At 68.7% G+C, this 21,872-nt stretch carries 25 protein-coding genes and 1 pseudogene; 9 read left to right on the plus strand and 17 right to left on the minus strand.

The annotated features are described in order from the left end of the window. The 4 genes from D7V93_RS11610 to D7V93_RS11625 form a co-directional block, all read right to left on the minus strand. A partial coding sequence (locus D7V93_RS11610; protein WP_120643468.1) for a hydroxyacid-oxoacid transhydrogenase occupies positions 1-1,084 on the minus strand: 1,084 nt, incomplete at its 3' end. Between the two features lie 153 nt (positions 1,085-1,237). After that, the gene (locus tag D7V93_RS11615; protein ID WP_120643469.1) at positions 1,238-1,561 is read right to left on the minus strand and encodes a hypothetical protein; all 324 of its coding nucleotides are present in this window, start codon (positions 1,559-1,561) and stop codon (positions 1,238-1,240) included. A 289-nt stretch (positions 1,562-1,850) separates the two neighbouring features. Further along, the gene (locus D7V93_RS11620) at positions 1,851-4,283 is read right to left on the minus strand and encodes a PAS domain S-box protein (protein WP_120643470.1); all 2,433 of its coding nucleotides are present in this window, start codon (positions 4,281-4,283) and stop codon (positions 1,851-1,853) included. A 145-nt stretch (positions 4,284-4,428) separates the two neighbouring features. Continuing rightward, positions 4,429-5,526 carry a vWA domain-containing protein gene (locus D7V93_RS11625; RefSeq protein WP_120643471.1) on the minus strand — a complete coding sequence of 366 codons (1,098 nt, stop codon included), beginning with the start codon at positions 5,524-5,526 and terminating at the stop codon, positions 4,429-4,431. A 318-nt stretch (positions 5,527-5,844) separates the two neighbouring features. On the opposite strand from D7V93_RS11625, the gene D7V93_RS11630 reads away from it, so the two are divergent. The 7 genes and pseudogenes from D7V93_RS11630 to istB form a co-directional block, all read left to right on the plus strand. Continuing rightward, on the plus strand, positions 5,845-8,010 hold the full coding sequence (locus D7V93_RS11630) for a DUF4082 domain-containing protein (RefSeq protein WP_244237244.1): 2,166 nt from the start codon (positions 5,845-5,847) through the stop codon (positions 8,008-8,010). 111 nt (positions 8,011-8,121) lie between these two features. After that, positions 8,122-8,856 carry an alpha/beta hydrolase gene (locus D7V93_RS11635; protein ID WP_120643473.1) on the plus strand — a complete coding sequence of 245 codons (735 nt, stop codon included), beginning with the start codon at positions 8,122-8,124 and terminating at the stop codon, positions 8,854-8,856. Between the two features lie 138 nt (positions 8,857-8,994). After that, positions 8,995-9,228 carry a hypothetical protein gene (locus tag D7V93_RS11640; protein ID WP_147451137.1) on the plus strand — a complete coding sequence of 78 codons (234 nt, stop codon included), beginning with the start codon at positions 8,995-8,997 and terminating at the stop codon, positions 9,226-9,228. A gap of 39 nt (positions 9,229-9,267) precedes the next feature. Continuing rightward, positions 9,268-9,447, plus strand: a complete 180-nt coding sequence (locus D7V93_RS44415; protein WP_147451138.1) for a hypothetical protein — start codon at positions 9,268-9,270, stop codon at positions 9,445-9,447. A gap of 93 nt (positions 9,448-9,540) precedes the next feature. Beyond that, the gene (locus D7V93_RS46560) at positions 9,541-9,960 is read left to right on the plus strand and encodes a hypothetical protein (protein ID WP_120643475.1); all 420 of its coding nucleotides are present in this window, start codon (positions 9,541-9,543) and stop codon (positions 9,958-9,960) included. A gap of 2 nt (positions 9,961-9,962) precedes the next feature. Then, the gene (locus D7V93_RS11650) at positions 9,963-10,331 is read left to right on the plus strand and encodes a DUSAM domain-containing protein (RefSeq protein WP_120643476.1); all 369 of its coding nucleotides are present in this window, start codon (positions 9,963-9,965) and stop codon (positions 10,329-10,331) included. A 63-nt stretch (positions 10,332-10,394) separates the two neighbouring features. Then, positions 10,395-11,279 (plus strand): annotated as a pseudogene (istB, locus tag D7V93_RS11655) (IS21-like element helper ATPase IstB); the annotation flags it as partial. A gap of 568 nt (positions 11,280-11,847) precedes the next feature. On the opposite strand, the gene D7V93_RS44860 reads toward istB, so the two are convergent. From D7V93_RS44860 to D7V93_RS46570, 6 genes are all read right to left on the minus strand, one after another. Further along, positions 11,848-12,063, minus strand: coding sequence for a hypothetical protein (locus D7V93_RS44860; protein ID WP_120643477.1), 216 nt, complete (start codon positions 12,061-12,063; stop codon positions 11,848-11,850). Positions 12,064-13,606: 1,543 nt separating this feature from the next. Then, entirely contained in the window at positions 13,607-13,780 is a 174-nt protein-coding gene (locus D7V93_RS11680; RefSeq protein ID WP_244237246.1) for a hypothetical protein, read from the minus strand. A 41-nt stretch (positions 13,781-13,821) separates the two neighbouring features. Continuing rightward, positions 13,822-14,079 (minus strand): hypothetical protein, encoded by a 258-nt coding sequence (locus tag D7V93_RS46565; RefSeq protein ID WP_244237247.1) that lies wholly within the window; start codon positions 14,077-14,079, stop codon positions 13,822-13,824. A 287-nt stretch (positions 14,080-14,366) separates the two neighbouring features. Further along, the gene (locus D7V93_RS11690) at positions 14,367-14,585 is read right to left on the minus strand and encodes a hypothetical protein (RefSeq protein WP_147451139.1); all 219 of its coding nucleotides are present in this window, start codon (positions 14,583-14,585) and stop codon (positions 14,367-14,369) included. Between the two features lie 11 nt (positions 14,586-14,596). Next, positions 14,597-14,842 carry a hypothetical protein gene (locus D7V93_RS11695; protein ID WP_120643481.1) on the minus strand — a complete coding sequence of 82 codons (246 nt, stop codon included), beginning with the start codon at positions 14,840-14,842 and terminating at the stop codon, positions 14,597-14,599. Positions 14,843-14,901: 59 nt separating this feature from the next. Next, positions 14,902-15,129, minus strand: a complete 228-nt coding sequence (locus D7V93_RS46570; protein ID WP_244237248.1) for a prefoldin domain-containing protein — start codon at positions 15,127-15,129, stop codon at positions 14,902-14,904. Positions 15,130-15,297: 168 nt separating this feature from the next. Between D7V93_RS46570 and D7V93_RS11705 the strand changes: the two genes are divergently transcribed. Beyond that, positions 15,298-15,498 carry a hypothetical protein gene (locus D7V93_RS11705; protein WP_120643482.1) on the plus strand — a complete coding sequence of 67 codons (201 nt, stop codon included), beginning with the start codon at positions 15,298-15,300 and terminating at the stop codon, positions 15,496-15,498. A 492-nt stretch (positions 15,499-15,990) separates the two neighbouring features. Here the strand turns inward: D7V93_RS11705 and D7V93_RS11710 are convergent, their stop codons facing one another. The 4 genes from D7V93_RS11710 to D7V93_RS11725 form a co-directional block, all read right to left on the minus strand. Next, positions 15,991-16,278, minus strand: a complete 288-nt coding sequence (locus tag D7V93_RS11710) for a hypothetical protein (RefSeq protein WP_120643483.1) — start codon at positions 16,276-16,278, stop codon at positions 15,991-15,993. Between the two features lie 2 nt (positions 16,279-16,280). Then, positions 16,281-16,469 (minus strand): hypothetical protein, encoded by a 189-nt coding sequence (locus D7V93_RS11715; protein WP_147451140.1) that lies wholly within the window; start codon positions 16,467-16,469, stop codon positions 16,281-16,283. A 53-nt stretch (positions 16,470-16,522) separates the two neighbouring features. Then, entirely contained in the window at positions 16,523-16,882 is a 360-nt protein-coding gene (locus D7V93_RS11720) for a hypothetical protein (RefSeq protein ID WP_120643485.1), read from the minus strand. Between the two features lie 225 nt (positions 16,883-17,107). Then, positions 17,108-17,494, minus strand: a complete 387-nt coding sequence (locus tag D7V93_RS11725; protein WP_244237249.1) for a C40 family peptidase — start codon at positions 17,492-17,494, stop codon at positions 17,108-17,110. Positions 17,495-17,605: 111 nt separating this feature from the next. Between D7V93_RS11725 and D7V93_RS11730 the strand changes: the two genes are divergently transcribed. Next, on the plus strand, positions 17,606-18,202 hold the full coding sequence (locus D7V93_RS11730) for an MltR family transcriptional regulator (RefSeq protein WP_120643486.1): 597 nt from the start codon (positions 17,606-17,608) through the stop codon (positions 18,200-18,202). Between the two features lie 11 nt (positions 18,203-18,213). Here D7V93_RS11730 and D7V93_RS11735 read toward each other — a convergent pair whose 3' ends face one another. From D7V93_RS11735 to D7V93_RS11745, 3 genes are read right to left on the minus strand one after another with little or no spacing between them, the layout of a single operon-like run. Then, on the minus strand, positions 18,214-18,498 hold the full coding sequence (locus tag D7V93_RS11735; protein WP_208722988.1) for a hypothetical protein: 285 nt from the start codon (positions 18,496-18,498) through the stop codon (positions 18,214-18,216). A gap of 45 nt (positions 18,499-18,543) precedes the next feature. Further along, the gene (locus D7V93_RS11740; protein ID WP_120643487.1) at positions 18,544-19,356 is read right to left on the minus strand and encodes an ExeA family protein; all 813 of its coding nucleotides are present in this window, start codon (positions 19,354-19,356) and stop codon (positions 18,544-18,546) included. Continuing rightward, on the minus strand, positions 19,353-20,714 hold the full coding sequence (locus tag D7V93_RS11745) for a DDE-type integrase/transposase/recombinase (RefSeq protein ID WP_244237250.1): 1,362 nt from the start codon (positions 20,712-20,714) through the stop codon (positions 19,353-19,355). Before D7V93_RS11745 ends, D7V93_RS11740 begins: the two co-directional genes overlap by 4 nt. Between the last annotated feature and the right edge of the window lie 1,158 nt (positions 20,715-21,872).

Raw genomic sequence — 21,872 nt, forward strand, 5'->3', positions numbered from 1 at the left:
CCCCACGCACATCCGCGCCCAGGTGGCCCGCGGCCTCCAGGTGGCGCTCGGGGCTCGCCGGGGCCGTGTAGCGGAACACGGCCGGGGCGTTGACGATGACGGCCATGCCATGCGGCACGAGCGCTTCGTCGTCCGGATAGCCCGACGGCCGGAAGTCGCGCACCCGCCCGGCCACGGCGTAGGCCATGCCGTGCGGCGCGTGCACGCCCGCGTTGCCGAACGCGATGCCCGCGAGCGTGGCCGCCCACATCAACTGCTCGCGGGCCTCGGCGTCCTGCGCGTCCTTCACGCCGCGCTCCAGGTACAGGCCCATCAGCCGCAGCGCCTCGCGGCAACCCAGGTCGCTCCAGGGGTTCGCGCCCTGGCTCATGGGCCGCAGGCTCGGGCGCGCTGGCGCGGGACGGCGCACGTACGGCCGCGCCGTATAGGACTCCAGCGCGTGGGACAGCACGTCCAGCCCGCTGGCGGCCACCACCTCGCCGGGCAGCGTGGCGGTGCAGTCCGGATCGATTAGCGCCTCGGTGGGCCGCAGCGCCGGTGACGCGATGCCCGTCTTCGCCGCCATCGAGAGCAGGTCGAAGATGGTGATGCCCGTCACCTCGCTGCCCGTCCCCGACGTGGTGGGACACGCGAGGTGCGGCTTGAGCGGACCGGGCACCGGGCGCCCCTCCCCCACCGGCGCGTTGACGTAGGCCAGGAAGTCCGCCGGATGCGTGGCGTAGAGGTTCGCCGCCTTGCAGGTGTCGATGACCGAGCCCCCGCCCAGGGAGACATAGCCGTCCGGCCGGAGCTCCGAGGCGAACCGCGCCGCATCCAGGAAGGACTGGTCCGTGGGCTCGACGTGCACATCCGTGTACACGGCCACGTCCAGCCCGGCGGCGAGGAGCGACTGGCGGACCTTCTCGAAGTGCGGCAGCCGCGCCACCCGCGCATCCGAGAACAGCGCCACGCGCGTCATCCCGAGCGCCCGGGCGCGGTCGCCCACCTCCGACAGACAGCCCCGCCCGAAGGTGATGCGTGAGGTGTCCACGGTGAAGGCGCTGTCACAGCCTTCACCGACAGCGGGGTAGTGGCAGCAGCCCATGGCGTCGTCCCTCCGGACCCGTCCCACCGCAATCTAAGCCACGCGAACCCCCACCGGGTCAAAACGACGAAGCCGGAAGCCGCATGCATCCGCGGCTTCCGGCGTCCCTGCATGCGCTGAGGACTCAGGCGTGAAGGGACCTGACGACCCGGATTACGGGCAGGTGCCCCACCACGCGTCGCCGTTCGGATTGAAGGCCAGACCCGCGTTGTGACAGGACTCGACGATCCGGTCCCGACAGTTCACGGTGACGTTGACCTTCACGAAGGCGTTCGAGTTGTTGCAGTGCCCCCAGCAGCACAGGCCGCCCGCGCTGACGTCCTGGCCCTGGCTCTTGATGTACTCCGCGGGAATGACCGGCGCGGACGCGCCCGGGGGCAGCTGCTGCGGCTCGGTGGCCGCCTCCTGCGGCGCTCCACAGCCGACGGCGGTCGCCAACACTGCAAGCGCGGCGGCAAGCTTCAAGACGTTCTTCATGGTGTCTCCTCTGCACCTTTTTTGGATGTTCAAGCGGGGTGCGTCCGCTGCATGGCAGGGGCTTGGCGGACCCAAGGCCCACCTACCACGGAAGACACATTAAACTATTATACACCGAAATACCAGTCTTAGCCGGATTCACTGCGAGTAAAAGGCAACCCGTGCTCAAGCCACGGCAAGCACGGGCGCGGCCCGTGGTGCGCTCGTGGTCTCGTCCACCCGCGCAAGCCAGGCGCTCGTACCGCAGCGCGCGGTGCACCTCGAGGCAGAAGGGGGAATACAGCAGGCCTCAGCAGTTCTCCGCAGGGCCTGGCGACAGCTCCACGACGAACCTCGAGCCCAGTCCCGGCGTGCTCTCCACGGAGATGCTTCCGCCGTGCGCCTGGACAATCTGCCGCGTGATGAAGAGCCCCAACCCCAGCCCGCCGTAGTTGCGCGAGGCGGCGCGCTCGAAGCGCTCGAAGATGCGGTCCTGGGCCTCCCTGGGGATGCCCATGCCGTGGTCCTCCACGAGGAGCCGCGCCTTTCCTTCGTGGAGTCCCACCTCCATCCGGATGGCCCGCCCCGCGCCGTACTTCATCGCGTTGGTCAGCAGGTTGAACATGACCTGCTCCATCCGCAGTCGGTCCCACCGCCCCCACACCGGCTCCGGGGCCACCAGCGCGAACTCGCAGCCCGTCTTCTCGAGCTGCTCCGCGAGGTGGCTGGCCACGCCCCGGGCGACCGCCACCAGGTCCATGGACTCCAGGTGCAGGTCCAGCCGCTGCTCGTTGATGCGCGTGACGTCGAGCAGGTGCTCCACCAGCTCCGACAGCCGCTGGAGCTGCGAGCCGAACACCTCCAGCATCCGCGACACCTTCTCGGTGGGCAGCGGACGGTCGGCGGTGAGGACGGACTCCAGCTGCTGCACGCGCAGCTTCATGGAGGTCAGCGGGGTCTTCAGCTCATGAGAGGCGATGGACAGGAACTCATCCCGCGCGCGGATGGACTCCTGCGCCGAGCAGTAGAGCTGGGCATTGTCGATGGAGGCGGCGGCCCGCCGGCCCAGCTCCTCCGTCAGCGCCAGCTCCTCCGTCGCATACGCCTGCCCTGGCCTGGGGGACACGAGGAACAGCACGCCCAGGGTGCGGCCCCGCGTCTGGAGGGGCACGCCCAGCGAGGGCCGTCCCTCGAGCGTCCGCACCACCGCCCACCGCTCCTCCTCCAGCGCCGCGGGGTCCAGCAGGCCCCGCGAGTGGCCGGAGGCCTCCGACCTTCCGGTGGACAGGACCCGGGCGGGGCCGTGGAGCCCCTCCGAGACAGGCGGGTGGAGCCGGAGGAACTCCCGCACATCCACGGCGCGGGCCGGCGAGCTGTCCGCCACCGCCACCGGCCGCAGGAACCTGTCCCCGTCCGCCCTCACGAAGACGACACACAGGTCCGCCAGCACGGGCACCGCCAGCTCGGCGACGCGCTGGAGCGTGGTCTCGTAGTCGAGCGAGGTCACCAGCTCGCGGCCCGCCTCGGACAGGAAGCGCTGCGAGAGCTCCATCCGCTTGCGCGCGGTGATGTCGGTGGCGATGCCGCAGAGCGCATAGGCCGCGCCGTTGGCGTCGATGAGCGGGAACTTCTGCGTGAGGTGGACGTGGATTCCGTCGTCGTGCAAGACCCTCTCCTCCAGTTCCACGGAGGCGCCGGTCCGCAGGACGCCCTCATTGGTCCGGTGCAGGGCCTCGGCGATCTCCCGGGGAAAGACATCGAAGGAGGTCCGCCCGGCGACCTCTTGCCGGGTGCGGTGGAAGAGCCGCTCCCACTCGCGGTTCACGAAGATGAAGCGCTCCCGCGTATCCAGCAGGAAGAACACCGTGGGCGCGTTGTCCAGGATGGCGCGCAGCCGCCGCTCGCTCTCCAGGAGCGCCTCCTCCGCCCGCTTCCGCTCGGTCACGTCGATGAGCACCGCGAGCGAGCGCACCACCGTGCCGGAGGCGTCCTTCTCCGCGATGGCGGACAGGAGCACGTCCATGCGCTGTCCGTCCTTCTTCACGAGCTGGTAGGGCACGTCCCAGCAGCTCCCCGTCTTGAAGTACGTGGGGAGGACGACCTCGCGGGCGTACCGCCGGGACTCGGGCGTCAGGAACTCCACCGAGTCGTGCCCGAGCACCTCCTCGCGCGCATAGCCCAGCCTGTTCAACCAGCGATCACTGACGCTGATGAGCCGCCCGTGCTGGTCAATGGAGTGCATCATCACGGGGGTGTTGTTGTAGAGCGAGCGGTACTTCTCCCACCCGGTGCGCATCGCCGCGTCCACCCGCTTGTGCTCGGTGACGTCGGTGAAGATGGACACTCCGCCGCGAAGCCTGCCGGCCTCGTCGCGGACGGGCCTTGAGTTCACGAGCAGCCAGGCCCCCGCCGGCCGCTCGGCGTTGCGCAGGAAGAGCTCCGCGCGGACGACGGCTTCACCACGGAGGGCCCGCGCCATGGGCAGGGACTCCGCGGGATGGAGCGTCACCTGGTCCGGCAGGTAGAGCCCGAAGTGCTCCGGCCACTGGGCGACGGGCACGTCCGTCGCCACCCTGCCCAGGATCTGCTCCGCCATCGGGTTCATGAGCATCAGGCGCTGGTGCTCGTTCGCCACGAGGACGCCTTCTCCCATGCTGGCGAAGATGGACTCGAGGATGTGGCTGTGCCCTGGCGGAGCCCCGCCCAGGGTCGGATCCTCCGGGCTGTCGTGCAGGCGAGCCATGGGTCCGGGAAGCGCATGAGTCCTTCCCCCGTCAACGATGGTGGCGCCCCCGCCTGCCGCCAACCCGTCCGCCCGGCGCTGCCCCACCGGTCGTCGCCGGGGCGTCACCGGACGCCCCCTCGCGGCCTGGGTGGCGGGCTTCCGCTCAGGCCGCCTCGAGCCCGCGCGCCCCGTCCCAGTCCTCCACCTCGTAGAGGAACTTCGTGCCCCCGCGCAGCTTCCGGTTGGCGGACGTGCTCTGGACGAAGACGACGTACTTCTCCAGGCTCGCGGGCCGGATGCGCACCGTCTCGCCCGGCGGCAGGCCGAGCATCTCCCGCGCCCGCTCACCGCTGTAGAGGTCGCCCGTCTTGCGGTCCATCAGCACCACTTCCTTGCGGCCCTGGATGGTCTCCGTCTTGGTGAACTCGTAGAAGCCGCGCCCCGTCTTGAAGCCCAGGCCGTTCTCCGTCACGAACTCCTTGATGGCGCAGTCTCCATCCACTTCCAGGACCTGGAAGCGCCCGGACGGCACCGCCCGCAGGTCCGTCTCACCGAAGAGCGTGGACGTGGCCCGCTTGAGCATCGTGTTGAACATGCTGTTCAACCCACGGCTCATGCGGCCTTCGCGAGACACCTCCGCTTCGTACGCCTGGAGCTGCGCGTCCGAGGACTGCTTGTAGCAGACGGCCAGCAGCATGTCGGTGATGTGGGCGAACTGATCCAGGCTCAGGTGGAAGCCGCCCGACTTCTCCGCCAGCTCCTTGTAGAACGCCGTCGCGTGGCGGCGGTTCAGCGCCTGCACCCCGTACACCGGCACGCCCTTCGCGCCCAGCGCCGCCACCTCCTTGCGCCAGTCCAGCTTCTTGGGATTCTGGGCCGGCCCATGCGGGACGTCGTCCCCGATGAGCACGAACGCCTTCGTGTAGCCTTCCGTCCACGACAGGCTTCGCGCCTCGTGCAACACCAGCTCATAGCACTCGGGCGCGTCACCGCCGCCCGTCTGCCCCACCTTCTCCACGAAGCGCGTGATGGCCTTCGCGTCGTCCGTGAGGTCCAGCGCCTTCGTCACATAGGTGGACCCCGCGTCACAGTAGTCGCCGTGCGCGATGATGCCGATGCGGATGCCCGGGATCTCCTTCGTGAGCCGGGCCACCGCGTTCCCCAGCTTCTTGCGCACCTGCGCGAGGCACGGATACATGCTGCCCGTGGTGTCAAAGCTGAAGACGACCTCGACGCGATTATCAATCACAGACGTGCTCATGGCGCTTGAACCCCCTCGTTCGTTCCTGGCTGCGACATGAAGAAGAGTACCCGGGGGGTCTGACATGGAGCGGGGCCTCCGGAGGCCCGTTCCAAGGCCCTTCCAGGGCCCTTCCCGGGGCCTCGGCGGGGCGCTGGGGAACGGGCCTCGTCCACCCGCATCCCACGGGGCTCCTCCGCGGGCACAAACCTGGAAACATCCACTTTTCCTGAAATGCTCGACTCCTCAACCGGCAGTGTGAGATCCCATCGCCAGTCTTTCCCCCTCAAGGAGTCCGAAGTGCTTCGACATGCATCACGATGGGTCACGACGTTGGTCGTGGGTTTCACCTGGGTCCAGGCGGGTTGTGGTCCCTCGCAACCGGCGAACCCGGAGGCACCGCGCACCGAGGAGGCCGCGCAGCCGCTGCTGACGGGTGAGCGCTCCCTCTTCGGCGCCTCCGCGGTGCCGGCCGTAGCGGCCGCGAACGACAGCGCCGCGGTGGAGCTGGGCATGCGCTTCCGCAGCGACGCGCCCGGGCAGCTCAAGGGCGTGCGCTTCTACAAGGGTGCGGGCAACACGGGCACGCACACCGGCAGCCTGTGGTCCGCGTCGGGGTCGCTGCTGGCCACCGCCACCTTCCAGGGTGAGACGGCCTCGGGCTGGCAGGAGGTGCGCTTCGCCACGCCGGTGAACATCACGGCGGACACGAACTACGTCGTGTCGTACCACGCGCCCGCGGGGCACTACGCGGTGACGAGCAACGGCTTCGCCTCCGCGCTGGACGCGCCGCCCCTGCACGCGGCGGCGAACGCGACGGGCGCGGGCAACGGCCTCTATCGCTACGGCACGAGCGGCTTTCCCACCGACAGCTTTCAGGCCAGCAACTACTGGGTGGACGTGGCCTTCCAGCCCAATGACACCACGCCCCCGCGCGCACCCACCAACGTGGTGGCGACGCCCAACTCGTCCACCGCCATCGACCTGACCTGGTACGCCTCCGTGGACGGCTCGGGCGAGACGCAGGGCAACGCGCGCGCGCACCTGGTGTACCGGGGCAGCCAGCTCATCGCGGAGCTGCCCGGCACTACCACGAGCTACCGCGACACCGGCCTGACGCCCGCCACCGCGTATTCCTACACCGTGCGCGGCCGTGACGCCGCCGGCAACGTGGGGCCCGCGTCCGCCACCGTCACCGCCACCACGCTCGCGAGCACCAGCTGCAATCCCTGCAGCTTCTGGAACGTGGTGACGGGCGACCCGCATGGCATCAACGGGGACGCCACGCCGACCGAGGTGGGCCTGAAGTTCCACTCGGACGTCGCGGGCACGGTGACGAAGGTCCGCTACTACAAGAGCGGCATGGACACCCCCCCGGCCGTGGGCCACCTGTGGAGCGCCACCGGTACGCTGCTGGGCACCACCGTGCAGGCGCCCGTGGAGAGCGGCTTCGGCTGGCGCGAGCTGGCGTTCCCGACGCCGGTGAGCCTCGCCGCGAATACGACCTATGTCGTGTCGTACTTCGCGCCCGGGGGCTACTACGGCATCACGGCCAACTACTTCAGCAGCGCGGGCGTGGACATGCCGCCCCTGCACGCGCCGTCCTCGGTCACGGCCGGCGGCAACGGCGTGCGCCATCTCAATGGCAGCGCCTTCCCCACGGACACGTACTACAACGCCAACTTCTGGGTGGACGTCGCCTTCGTGCCCGCCACGGGCAACGCGTCCCCGGTCGACCTGTCCGTGCAGCATGCCTTCCCCGCCGGGTCGGGCGTCCGGGGCGAAGCGCTCTTCTATGACATCACGGTGACGAACCACGGCACGAGGGCGGCCACCAACCTCACGCTCGACGTTCCCGTTCCCGCCGGACTCGCGCCCTTCACCTTCTATCCGACCGCGTCGGTGGGCACCTGCGGCTACTACACCAGCGACAACATGCACTGCGACATCACGAGCCTGCCCGCCGGCCAGAGCGCCGTCGTTCAGATGACGCTGGTGCCTTCGGTCTCCGGGACGTTCCAGTTCCAGGCGACCGTCACGGCCTCCGAGACGGACAACGTCCCGGGCAACAACACCAGCACGCTGACGATCCCCATTGGCGCCGCGACGAACCTGGTCACCTTCGATGGCTTCGATGGCGCGGATGAGGCCATCACCGGCCCCCGCGGCCCCTTCTACTTCGTGCAGAACAAGTGGTACCTCGCGTCGCCCTGGGGCGGGTTCACCACGAAGAGTGTCTCGTTCAACGGCGGGGGTGTGAACCAGGGGGAGCTCCTCATCTACGGGGAGCGGACCGTCGTCGGCCTCGACGCCTTCACCTGGGACGCGGGCGCGACGCTCACCCTGAGCTGCTTCAACCAGCCCACGCGCACCTTCCCCCTGACGCCGGGGCAGGTAACCCACGTCGTGACGAACTGGCTGGGCAGCTGCTCGTCCGTCACCCTGGCGACGTCGAACGGCTGGGATACGAACTTCGACAACATCCAGCTGTCGCCGCTGCCTTGAGCCGTTGACGGGGGCGCTTCACCCCGTCCCCTGCGCCTGCCTCCACACCGGAGGCAGGCGCCAGGGATGGACGGCACGCATTCCTCGGCATCAGCTTTCGAGGGAGGACTCATGAAGTGTCTCAATTCCGTGGTGTTTCTCCTCCTATCGATGCTGGGGGCGGCGTGTGCCAGCGCGCGGCCTGGAACCCTTGTCGCAGGAGATGCGCGACCGCTCACCTACAAGACATACACCCTGGGAGCGTCGGAGCCGGAGGCGCTGCTCGTGGCCCTGCACTACTCCGGATCCACACCTGAATTCTGGGATGAGCACGTCCAAGCCCTGGGCACCGCCGTGCGGGTGCTGGCGCCGCGTGGCTTCAGGCCCCACCGGGAGGGCTTCACGTGGTTCCCCGTCGAGCACGAACAGAAGGGCTGGCCCGAGAAGACAGCGGATGTGGAGCGGGTGGCGGGTCAACTCGCGGAGCTCATCCAGGAGGTCCGCCGCGCCCATCCTGAAATCCGCCGTGTCGCCGTGACGGGGTTTTCCTACGGAGGCGACCTCGCGTGGATGCTCGCCATCCGTCACCCGGAGCTGGTGGATGTGGCGGTGCCCATGGGTTCGCGTCTGCTGGGAGACCCCGCGCAATCCCTACCGAAGACGGGTCAGGTGTTCGTGCTCCAGGGGGAGGTGGACCCCATCATCAAGGCGCAGCAGACGCACACGAGAGTGGAGGCGTTGAAGGCGATGGGCGTCCCCATCGACGTGAGGACCTATCCAGGAGTGGGCCACGACGTGTCGCCCCAGTTGCTGGAGGACTGGCGCACGTTCTTGAGGCAGGCATTGCAGGGGCCCAGGGAGCGATAGACAGCGCACCGCGTCGTCCTCCGCATGGAGGGTCTGTCAGGACTGCCAGGGCCCGGAGCAGGAGCGTGACTGGCTTTGGCGCCATTGGCAGGGCTATTCTTGCAAGGCGGTACAAACCTTCGAGACCCGGAGACGCAAATGCGAGCGGCAATCATTGCAGGGCTGATGTCGGTGGGACTGCTGGCCGGCTGTGGCGGAGTCGAAGCGCCGGAGGACCTGAGCCAGGAGGAAGCGAACCGCATCGTCGAGATGGCGGTGCCCAGTCCCTGCACCGACGCCTGCGACGCGAAGTACTACCAGTGCTATTACGGCGGCGGCGACCCGTACTACTGCACGTCCTACCGTGCATTCTGCATCTCGCAGTGTAAGTGATGTAGGCCTGCGGTCCCTGGTGACCACCACGTTGGCGGCGTGCTGAAGCCGCCGCGTGGTGTGATTGGCCGGGCCGAGGCGGAGCTGACGTCCGTGGAGCCCACGGCGGAGATGCCCTTCTTCATCGGCTTCCCGGGCGAGGCCTTCGCCCCGAAGGCCGGGGACGTGCTGGAACTGGTGCCGAAGCCGGGCGACGAGTTCCCCGCCTTCATCGCATAGAAGTCGCCCTTGAGGCCCGCCTGTACGTGCGGCCCCAGGCCTCCCTCTCAAGGAGGATGCGTTGGCGACATAAAACCGGATAGACCGCCATGCATGAACAAGCGGAACGCCCTCTCATGGAGCACGCTGGCGGTCCTCGCGCTCGCCCTGGCGACGACAGGCAGTAGCGGCACAGCGCACGCCCAGGCCAGCCGCGCCCCGGTGACCCTAGCGCAGGCGCCGTGCACTCCCAGGGACTCCACGGTGAGCTGCTGCGTGAAGACGCACCCGGGCTCACCGGAGCGCTGTGGCGCCACGAAACTGGAGGCGGAGGAAATCCTCTTCGCCGCCAAAGTGGCCATGGAGCTGGCCCGGACAGACCTGCCGGAGTGGAAGCGCTCCTGCATGGAGACCTACGTCAGATGCAAGGAAGAGGAATGGCGGGGACAGTGCTACGACTGCTTCCGGTACTGCGAGGGGCAGAATGGAAACTGGCCACGTGACAAGTGCCGTCGAAAAACAGGAAACGACTGAGCATGTCCGAGGACATCGACTGGGATCCGGTGCGAGCGCTGGTCGCGCGTGTGGACGCGGGAGAAGCGTTGACGCTTACCCCGCAGGTGCGCGGGGTGCTGCTGCGCACAGCTCATGAGGTGGGGATACCAGACCCCGATGCACAGGCAGCCATCAAGGACGTGGGGACAGCTACTGCCCTGCTGCGTGACGCCTGGGTCCGCATCCGAGACGGATCCATCCGCCTGTCGCTCACGGAGATGAGGGCACGGGATCTTGCTTGCGCCGGCGACAAGGCCGGCGCGCGGAAGCTCCTGGAGGACCTGCTCGCCGTGGAGGTGGTACCGCTCTACCGCGAACTGGCGGAGATGGAGTTGAAGGACCTGGACTGACGGGCGCTCCCCCCCACCGCGCGCACAACACCAGCCGCTGCTTCCGGAAGCGGCCGGCGCGACTCCAGGCAGCTGTCCCAGCGCGTGCGCCGCACCGCCTTTGAGCACGCAAGGACGCTCAAGGACTTCGACTTCCACTTCAACCCCAGCGTCCCCAAGGCCAAGGTGCTGGAGCTGGGCACGTGCAGCTTCCTGGAGCGCCACGACAACGTCCTCATCGTCGGCCCCACGGGCGTCGGCAAGTCCCACCTGGCCCAGGCCCTCGGCCACCGCGCCTGCCGTGCCGGCTGCAGCGCTCACAACCTCGGCGCCCACGAGCTACTGCTTCAGCTGCGGGCCGCCCGAGGCGACGGCAGCAACGAGAAGCGCCTCTTGCGCTTCACCTCGCCCGAGCTGCTCATCATCGATGACCTCGGCCTGCGCGGCCTCACGCAGGATGAGCCCGCGGATCTCTACGAAGTCGTCCGCCGACGGTACGAGCGCAAAAGCACCGTCATCTCCTCCAACCGCGGCATTGAGGAGTGGCCGCCCCTCTTCGGCGACCCGCTGATGGCCAGCGCCGCCATGGACCGGCTCCTCCACCACTCCCACGTCCTCGCCATCGAAGGCGACAGCTACCGCAACCCGCCCCCGACCCGGCGCCGCGCGCCTGTAGGCACCACCGTGCGCATCGACGGGCTGCGCCCGTCCCGTGAGGCCTGGGCTCGGGTGGAGGCGCTCACGGCCCAGCTCCGCCGCGCCGGCATCTCGCGCGCCCGTCCGTCCGGCGCGCTCGAACTACTCGTGCTGCACCCGGAGGTGGCCGCCCAGGTCCTGGCTGGTGGCTGTCGCGACTACCACTGCGCCACCTGGGGAGCCTGGCTGGACGCGGCCGGAGCCATCGCCCACCAGGACACCCTGCCCGTCCATGAGGCGCAGGGGTTTATCGTGTCACCGGCACGGACGTGACGCGGGCAACATCACGAGCAGAAATCCCCGGAGTGAATGCCGCGCTATACTCACTCAGTTCCACTGAGAGGAGAATCGGATGCGAGCGGCAATCTTTGGCGGACTGATGGCAGTCGGGATGTTGATGGGCTGTGGTGGGTATGAGGACATGCCGGAAGGAGAGAGCGCTGCGGAGGTCGCGATTGAGCCTTCGAGCAACACCCAGGCAGGACCTACGCAGCAAATTCTGGAGGACCCGTGTGCGAACAACGGGTTCTGCCCCTATGGGACTTTCTGCGTCCCTCGTGGTCCAAAAACTGGCCAAGTAGAGTGCGTCGAGGGCTGACATTGGCAGAACGGCTTCAGCGGCCCGCCCCGAGAGTCCGAGGCGGACCGCCGTGCTTCACCAGCCGAACGTCCACCGCATGCCCTCGCCGGCCATCCGCTTGCGGGCGTGGGCCACGGCGAAGCCGAAGAGGCCCAGGTTGTCCCCGGAGCCGCGCCCCACCCTTCAGGCGCGCGTACGCGCCCGTGAGAGAGGAGACGCCAGCCTGGGCTTCCAGGTAGCCGGTCCGAACCGGCACGTCGCTCAGCGCCCGCGACAGCCCCGCGGCGACTTCACGCCGCGGGGCATCCAAGGGACCGACGCCACCGCCACCGCGGCGAACGGGTCCAGCGCGACGGTGCTGCAGATGACACCCAGCGCTCGCTGAAGCGCCTCGGCGCGCACCTTTTCCTCCGCCTTCTGCGCGCCGTGCATGGACTTGAACTCCAGCTTCGCGGCCTCCTGCCCCCAGGGCTTCACCGGGCACCAGCCATTGGAGAGCAGCCACGCTCCGTCCTTTGGCTCCCCTGCCCTGCGCGTGCGAAGTCCGCCCCGTGCCCTCCCACGACAAGACGAAGCCCCCCCGGAGCGGCGGCGTGCGCCCGCGGGGAGCACCGTACGCATCGACGGGCTGCGCCCGTCCCGTGAGGCCTGGGCTCGGGTGGAGGCGCTCACGGCCCAACTCCGCCGCGCCGGCCTCCCCCGCGCCCGACCGTCCGGCGCGCTCGAACTGCAGGTGCTCTGCCCGAGGGTGGTCAGCCAGGCACACAGCGTATTGGAGCTGTCGTTGCGACATCTGTAGGGCTTGGTTGAATGCCGTACGACCACCGCTCATCCGGATGCGCTCTCAAGTCACGAGATGCCTGGGGCATAATCAACACTGCAAGACATCGGCATTTGCAAGGCACTTGCCAATCGCCATTGACTTGGCGGTGCTGGGCCGAATCGTGAGGATATATCTATGATTTGTTCTCGTAGCAAACTGGCGTTGGCGATGGTGTTTTTTGGGATTGGCTGTGGCATGGAAGATGGGGCGACCGCTCGGCAAGGACCTATTGGTGTCGAAGAACAAGCGCTCCAATACTGTGTCACTCAGTACGACTGTGGGAGTGGTGACACTTGTGCTGGGAATGTTTGCAGACCAATCTGCGACTTTGACAACATGCCTACGCCCACGGGTTGCCCGGCGACGCAGTACTGCTGCATGGGTTGGTATCCAACCGAGACCATGTATCACTGTGCACCTAACGGCGGCTCTTGCCTGTGGGGTGTTTATGTCGCCCCGTAACGACACCCAGGCAACAATCTGACAATTTCCAATGGATGCCAGGAATTGTCCTCCGCGAAGCCGAAGAGGCCCAGATTGTCCCGGAGCCGCGCCCCACCCTCCAGGCGCGCGTAGGCACCCGTGAGGGAGGAGACGCCCACCTGGGCCTCCAGGTAGCCGGTCCGCACCGGCACGTCGCTCAGCACCCGCGACAGCCTCGTGGCGACGGCTACCCGTAGGGCATCGAGGGGACCGCGGTGGTCAGGCTCAGCCCGGCTGTGCTGGCGAGGGCGCCTGGCCCGCAGGTCCGTAGCCCAGGACCGCCGGGCCAGGCCGCGAGGCAATGGGCACGGCGGGTTCCGGGGACTGCGAAGTGTTCCCCTAAGAAGGGTGTCCGTTGTCCCACCATCATTGGCAGCGCTATCATGGCGAGGCAGTGCAAACACCCAAACTAGGAGAAATGCATGCAAATGGCAATCATTGCCGGATTGATGGCAGTCGGACTGATGGCGGGATGTGGTGGAAATGTTGAGGAGGCCGAGTCCGACGCTTCCCGCGGCTCGCAGGAGGACGCCATCAGGAGCACCGTCAATTGCGCCGATCCCTATGCCTGTAGCGGTGGCTTGGCCTGCTGCCGGAAGGGCTTATACGACTATGTTTGCGCACCCACCGGAGCGTGCCCAATCGGGACCGAAGAGGTGCCTGAGTAGCAGATACAGCAGCCCGCCCTGGGCATTCAGGGCGAGCCGCTGTGCTTCACCAGCCGAACGTCCACCGCATGCCCGCGCCGGCCATCCGCTCGCGCGGGTTGGCCTCCACGAAAGCGAAGAGGCCCAGGTTCTCCCGGAGCCGCGCCCCGCCCTCCAAGCGCGCGTACGCGCCCGTGAGGGACGACGCCCCGGCGGAGGCCTCCAGGTAACCGATCCGCACCGGCACGTCCGACAGCACCCGAGACAGCCCCGCGGCGACTGCTACCCGCAGGGCGTCGTAGGGACCGCCGTGGCCTCCAGTGCCAACTTCGCGGCGATGGCACCCAGCGCGGAGAGGGCCTGCTCCTGCACCTTCTCCTCGCCGTGCAGCGACTTGAACTCCAGCTTCACCAGCTCCTGCTCGCCGGGCTTCAGCGGACGCCAGCCCTGGGCCACCAGCCACGCGTCGATGACCTGGAGCCCGCGCGCGGCCTTGTCCCAGCCGTTGTCCGCCGGGTCCTCGGCGGCGATGTCCTCCACGACGTGAAAGGCGTGGTAGGCGCCCAGCGCGATGCGCTGCTTGCGCTGGGTGGAGAGCTACGTTCCGCCCGCGAAGAGGCCGATGCCGCCCACGATGACACCCAGGGCAACGCCCACGTTGGCGGGGGGAGCAGCGCGTCGAGGATGCCGCCGCTGTTGCCGGTGGACGCCTGCGCCAGGGCCACGGGCGCGGTGAGGACGGACGTGACGATCGCGGCCAGGATGATGCGCTTCTTCATGGTGCTGGTCCTGCCAGGGGTTGGAAAGCACCACGAAGAAGGGGCGGCTCAGACGCGCGGCATCCAGTTCCACTTCGCGGGCTCAGGCGCCTCGGTGGGCGCCTGCTCCACGTTGTCGGTGGTGAAGGGATGCTCGTTGGGCGGCTTCACGAGGAGCGCCACGGTGCCGTCCGGGTTGACGGCGAGAATGTCCGCAGCGCACGTGGTCGTCCCGTGCTGGAAGTGGACGGCGCGGCCGATGGACGGCTTCTGGCCGGGCGGACCCACCGGGGCGCCCTTCACGGAAGCGACCGGGGTGTTGATCTCCTGGCGACCGCGAGCCAGCCGGCGCGCACGAGCACAGGGCATTTCTCGAACGGGGGCAGCTCGGCGCCCGTCACGGCAGAGCGCCCGCCGGTGACGCCGCAGTAGGTGCCGTAGAGCACGGCGGCGAGGGCGATGTGTCCGAGGGTGGCTGTCTCCAGCCGCTGGTTGGCGGCGAAGATGATCTCAGCAGGCGGGGTGTACGGGGTGGCGGTGGTCATGCGGCGCGGCTCCTGGTGCGTCGGGTGAACTGCCCCAGGAGGAAGGGGCGCCGGCCGCGTCAGGAGACGAACGGCAGGCACCGGAAGCCGAAGATGTCGGGCCGGTACTCCTCGTGCGCGACGGCCTTCACGCAGGCCCCGGCGCGCGCCGCGTCCTCTAGCGTGCGCGTCGCGCTGCCGTCCCCGGAGGCACCCATCACCACGCCCGCACCCACGTGCACCATGACGCGGTCCGGGTCGCCCGCCTTTACGTACAGCACGAGGTCCCCGGGCTGGAGGTCCGCCACGCTCGCCACCGGCTAGCACGCGTCCCACAGCCGGTCCGTGTTGTGCGTCGCGCGCCAGTCCGGCCCGCCCACCTGGTGCAGGCACCACGCCACCAGCCCGGAGCAGTCGAAGAGGCGAGGTCCGTCCGCCGCTGCACTCTGGCCCTTCGCCCCTCAGCGGTAGGGCGAATGCATCTGCGCGAGGGCAACCGAGGGGGCACCGTGCGCGTCCAGGGCACCGACGCGGTGGCCGAGGTGACGAGCGTGGAGCCCACCGCGGAGCTGCCCGTCTTCATCGGCTTCCCGAGCGCCAGCTTCAACCCGAAGGCGGGAGACGTGCTGGAGCTGCTTCCGAAGGCGGGGGACGAACTGCCGGCGCTCATCGCGTAGCCGCCACGCGCCCTGTTGCGCCGGGCCGCCAACACTTCGGCGGCCACGGCGCCTGCCGGAACAGGCTCAAGGCAGACGGAACGTCACTCGTAGCAGTTGCACTGCTTGTTGCGGGAGCACTGGCCACCCAAGTGGCCTAAGGCTTGGCAGGTGCTGTTGCATTCGACCGGGTCACACGGCGTCGAGTACCCAGCGTCGGAAGCAAAGGCCAGCGTGGCCCCGAACGACACGACAGCACCAGTCACGGCGGCAAGCAGCGTCAGCCCGGCCTTCTTTGCAGTGCGGTTCATCATTCCCTCCCAGGTTGATTGACGGCACCCAACATCTCATCAGGGATTGAGGTGCGCATGCCAGACGTCCAGCGCCCATCACTGTCATTTTCGGGCGGAAAGTGCGGATGACTGTCAGACCACCCCTCCGCCAGAGGACGCGTTAGACGAGCGCCTCCACTTCTCTACGGGCCCGGCGATTCTCTACAGGGTGGCGAATTCTTTACTGGGCCCCACAGCACCGCGAGCACAGCACCAGCCACTGCTTCCGGAAGCGGCGCCCGCGCGACGTCTCCTTCAGCTGGAGGGAGCCCTCGCGCAGGGCCACCGAGGCGCCGCACCGGCACTGCCCCGCCTTGAGGTTGGGCCGCCTGCCCTGCTCCGCGCCCGCGCACTCCAGGTGCCGCGTGCCGGTGGCGGCGGAGTACTCCACGTACTCGCCCTTGAGGATCCGCCCGCCGCACCCGGCAGCGGTGCACGTGCCCGCCTTCACCGCGACGATGGTGGGCACGGCTACGCCCCCCAGGCCGAGGGATGCTGGGGCTCCGCGCGGGTGAGCGCCAGGCCAAGCTGGGCACCCTGCCCCGCCGGACGCGGCTGCGCATCCCGGGGCGCGGCCGCACGCTGGCGGCGCACCACCCCCGCCACGGGCGCGGTGAGGATGACCGCGAGGGCGGCGGTCAGCGTGAGGGACTTCTTCATGGTGCTGCTCCTGCTGGGATGGGAGTTGAGCTGCACCACGAAGAAGGGGCGGCTCACACGCGAGGCGGCCAGAACCAGGTGCCGGGCTTGTCCGAGACTCCGAAGGGCACCGTGCCGCTCCAGGTGTGCTCGCCACCGTGCCCGCCAGCTGCGGTGAAGTCGTCGTTCGGCCCATCGCCCAGGACCTGGAGGTTCGGCGCCATCGGGTCCGGCGCGCGCAAGGCCACGACGACGGCCGGCCGCACCTCGCCCTTCCGGGTGCCGCCCTCGTCACCGAGGCAGTAGAGGACGATGCGCCCGGGGCTGGGCTTCTGGACGGGCGGCACCCCGGACGCGACCGGGGTGTTGATCGCCTCGACGCCCGTCACCGCCGAACGCCCGCCGGTGACGCCGCAGTAGACGGTGTAGAGCACGGCGGCGCGGCCGATCTCGTCGGGGCGGGCCTGGGCCAGCGACTTCTCGGCGGAGGTCAGGACTTCGGGGGGCGGGGTGTACGGGTGGCGGTCGTCATGCGGTGTTGCTCCTGGTGCGACGGGTGAGCTGCACCAGGAGGAAGGGGCGCCGGCCGTGTCAGGAGATGAAGGGCGGGCGCCGGAAGCCGAGGATGTCGGGCCGGTACTCCGGGCGCGAGAAGGCCTTCACCTTCGCGTCCGCGCGCGCCGCGTCCGCGAGGGTGAGCATCGTGCGGTCGCCACCGGAGGCGCCCCCACCACGCCCGCGCCCACGTGCACCATCACGTGCTCCGGGTCGCCGGCCTTGCCGTACAGCACCAGGTCCCCGGGCAGCAGGTCCGCCACGCTCGACACTGGCTGGCATGCAGTCCACAGCCGGTCCGTGTTGTGCGTCCCACGCCAGTCAGGACCGCCCACCTGGTGCAGGCACCACGTCACCAGCCCGGAGCAGTCGAAGAGGCGTGGGCCGTCAGCCGCTAATCGCTGCCCCTTCGCGTTCCAGCGGTAGGGCGAGTGCATCTGCGCAAGGGCAAGTGAGAGGAAGGCGGCGCGCTGCGAGGTGATGACGGGCAAGGCGGGCTCCGGGGACTGCGAGGTGTTCCCCGGAGAAGGGTCGGAGTTGGTTTAAGCGAGCGCCTGGACTTATATTGGCTCGACCCACGCCACACATGCCACACCACGCCAATGAAATCGCCCAAAACCAGCAACAAGCACAAAGAGACCGGGAAAGCCAAACAAACCCCGCCGCGCATAAGCGATAAAGATGCGCTAAAAGAAATGGCTTCCAGGGATCTCGGCATACTTCAAAAATCGGTTGAAGCGGAAACCGACCGAGGGTGTGTTCTGGTTATTGCCGCCTACATTGACGAGGAGCTGGAGAAAATTCTCCGGGCATTCTTCGTCGATGACGTAAAAATTGCGGACGAACTGCTCGGAACGGACAAGCCGCTTGGAACCTTTTCTTCTCGCTCCAAGGCATGCTTTGCCCTCGGACTCATAACTAGGGAAACATATAATGCCATTGGCCTGCTTAGAAAAACAAGAAACGAGTTCGCCCACCTCAAAGAAGAGGCATCACTCGCCTCTCCCCCGATTGTAAATCGCATCAAGGAATTACCATTGCCGCTAAACGCCGAGGCAGCCAAAAGCGCCAAAAGCGCCAAAAGCGAAGCACCGCGAGACAGATTCATCAGTTGCATGATCGCTCTCATAGTCAGCATTCATCTATCACTCCTCATTGACAAACAAAGAGTCGAACGCAGGCTTCCAACAAGTAAATAGACACACGCGCCTTATGAGTGGCCAGAACCCGCGTCCTTGGCCACCACGTTGGCAGCGTGCTGGAGCTGCCGAGAGGTGCGCTCCCCCATCAGCAGCGTGACGTGGTTCACCACTTGGTGCAGCTGTGGCCGCGCGGCGCCCATCCAGTCCTCGAAGGCGCGGAGGCGCTGGTCGAGCAGCTTCAGCGTCGCGCCGTGCTCGCTCACCACGCGCAGCTCCGCCTTGATGTCGCGCACGTCCTGGTGTTGCGAGGCGAGCTGGTTGATGGACGAGCGATCCGCCTGGTTGATGGGCATCACCGAGCGCGAGCGTCAGCGAGCGCGCTCGGTGATGGGACCGGCCTACAGAGCGGCGGCGTCGGTGTCGAGGACGCGTGCGAGTACGTCGCGCTCGACGAGCTTTTTCTTGCGACGCGCGGCCTCGCGAAGCGCAGTGGTCGCGAGCCGGTCGATGTCGCGGTGAGCGCCGGAGGCGGCCTCGTGGAGCATCGCCATCGCGTCGGAGGCGAAGAGCTCTCGCTCGCAGCCCGCGTTCTTCAGACGCAGGCGGAGGTACTCCGCGGTGTCATCGGGCCCAAGCGCGTCGATGGTGAGGCGGCGTGCGAGGCGGGAGGCGAGGCTGCGGTTGCGGCGCATCGCGAGCCGCGAGTCGAGCTCGGGCAGGCCGACGAGGATGAGGGAGAGGAGCGCTTTCGAGTCCCACTGGTAGTTGAGGAGGATGTGGAGGTGGTCGAGCACGTCCTGGTGGAGAAGGTGCGCCTCGTCGAGGAGGAAGACGGGGTGGACGCGCTCGCGACCGAGGTCCTCCACGTGGCTGGACACGGCGTAGAAGACCGAGGCCGCGGTGGCGGACGGTGTGAGCCCGAGGGCAAGACACAGCTGGCGGTAGAAGTCGCGGCGGCCCAGCGTGGCGTTGTGACAGTAGGTGAGGCGGAAGCCCGCCTGGGGGAGCCGGTGGCGGAGCGCGCGCAGGACGCACGTCTTGCCGACGCCGGGCTCGCCCACCAGCATGACGCTCTGCCGCTCGCGGACGGCTTCGCAGAGGTCCTCGACGAGGTCCGTCTTGGAGGCCGGCAGCCAGAGGTCCGCGTCGGCAATCTCCTTGGAGAAGGGCGCCTCGGAGAAGCCGAAGTGGGTGACGTAGGCGGGCGTCATGACTCACCTGCATCGCGATGCCGAGGAGGACGCCCGACGGCGCGGTCGAGGAGCGCGCGGGGCGGGTCAAACGCGGGGTGCGGCCGGTACGTCTCGTCGTGGAGGGGAGGCCGACGCAGCGGCCTCTTGCGGCGCGCGTTCTTCACCGCGTCGACTGGGTGGAGGGTGTAGCGCTTGCCCTCGAATTCGGCCCAGGGAGTCTCGCCCAGGTCGACAAGGCAGCGGCACAGGTGCACGAGGCGCCCGGCGAGGTGGCCTGCGTCGAGCTCGTAGTCGGCGCCATCGACAGCGACGGTGGTGTCGCGCCGCACGCGCCGGCGGATGCGGGTGGTGAGGGCCTCGCGCAGCTTCGCCTCGTCGAAGCCATCGGGCGCCCGGGGCGCGGCCTCGAAGACGGTTTTCGGTGTCGCGCCCATGAGGGCAGCGTGCGACGTGACGTGGTAGTGCGCGTCGAGGAAGGCGCAGAGGCGGACATTGACGTCGTGCAGCGAGGCGACGGGCCCGAGGAAGTCGAGACAGCCCTCGCGCAGTGTGCGCCAGAAGCGCTCCATCTTCCCGCGGGCGGGGGCGTCGTAGGGCCGCGCGTGCAAGAGCGACGTGCCGATGCGAGCGCACGCGGTGGCGAGCGTCTCGCCCCGGTACGTGGCGCCATTGTCCAGGTAGAGAGCGTCCGGCGGACCGTGCTTGCGCAGGGCGCGCACCATGAGGCCAAGCATGTCCACCTCGCGCTCGGTGTGGTGGGCCTCCAGCGCCACGACGTACCGACTCGCGTCGTCCAGCAGCGCGTGGATGCGCAAGGGCAGCGACTTGCCCCCGACGGTGAGGCCAGGCCCGTGACACACGTCCGCGTGCCACAGGGCCATGGGGCGCTCGGCCTGCCAGCGCAGGCGCGTCTTCGTGCCGCTGCCGTCGCGCATCCCGACGCGGTCGAGTCCTGCTTGCGCGAAGAGGCGGCGCACCGTCGTCGCCGAGACGGCGTCCTTCTCGAGCCGGCCATCGGTGACGAGCGTGCGCAGGATGAGCGTCACGGACGCGGACGGGTACTCCCGCCGGATGTCGAGCAGCAGCTCGCGCTGGGCCGCCGAGAGCTGCTGGGCGCGGCCCTTGTCGCTGCGTCCGCGCGGGGCGAGGCCTGAGAGGCCGCGTTTCTTGTACGCGTAGTACCAGCGCTCGAGCGTGGCCGCTGAGTAGCAGTGGCTCGCCTTGGCGCCCGGAGGCACGAAGCGCTGCTGGGCGAGGGACTCGAGCGCCGAGGCGAGCTGGCCTCGGTCCATCTGCGCCTGGGTGAGGGCGCCGATGACGCCGTGGCGGAACACCGCCACCGCCTCGGCGTGGGACTTCGGGGTGAGGCTCTTCATTTTGCGCGGACTTCCCGTCCCCCCCTCAGCCCGGCATGGGCCTCTTGGGAGAGCAGACGCCTACCGTCCCGCCGGAGGCAGGCTTTCGAGGACGGGGGGTGTCGGATGGGACGGACTTCTAAAGCGGGGCGAGCCGAGGGCCTGGGAGCGAGTCCCTCCGCGAGCGCGCTCGGCTCCCCGGAATGCACAGGCGGACAGCGAGGGCGGTCCCGTCGCCGGGAGCGCAAAGGCGGCGACTGTCGTCGCCGCTCGTGCGGCCACCGCCCGTGCCGTCCAGTCCGCGGGCGCCGGCCGCACGCAGCACAGGAGCCTCCCGCGCCTGGCCTCCCCGGCCCAGCGGCAGAGGGCATCCCAGCGCCCAGCGCTCCCTGGCCCCACCACCTCCCACGGACTCACGCGCCTGCGCACCGCCGCCGCCGGCAGCGACTCGAGGCCCCATAGGGCGAGCGCCCAGGCGAGGGCCGCGAGCGAATAGAGCTTCCTGGCCAGCACCTCCGCGGGCACTACCGTCTGCGACGCGCCGCACCCACGGCAGCGGTAGCGTCGCACGCGCAGCTCCACGAGCACGGGCGACGCGCCAGCGTCCAGCGGCCCTCGCACCTGGCGGCTCCGGCTGCCATGCCCATGAAGCCCCAGAGGCGCTCCCACAGGGCGGCTCGCCGCGCCGCAAGCGGCGCAGCTCGCCGGGCGTACCGCCGACACGGACGGCATCTGTGCCGCCCAGGACTTGACGCCGACGCGCGTCCGTACGACTCCTTGGGTGCCTCGCTTCTCTCTCACACGTCGAGCGGGGCGCTCGACCTGTGAGCGTGTTGGCGCACGCTCCAGGTCACCTTTCTCTCACGCGAGCTGGCGAACACCGCCGCGCCCCGTCCTCTCAGAGCCCCACGGACTACCTCACGCAGCGTGGCGCGCCAGAATCCGGCTCGCTGCTGGACTCCGCACGGCCTGCAACATCCCTTCCCGGCAACCAGCGCGCTCGTCGCGACCGCGATCTCCATCAACTACTTCGCTCAGCAACACCTGGGCCATCCTCCGCCCCAGTATTTCCTGAGACACCTTTCTGGGGGATAGCCTCCCCCTCGTGAGGTGGATGTGAAGAAGCAGAAGCAGGACAGGACGGCGGAGCGCGGTCGGTTCTCGGCGAAGCGGAAGAAG

This window comes from Corallococcus llansteffanensis (genome assembly GCF_003612055.1).
GTDB lineage: Bacteria > Myxococcota > Myxococcia > Myxococcales > Myxococcaceae > Corallococcus > Corallococcus llansteffanensis.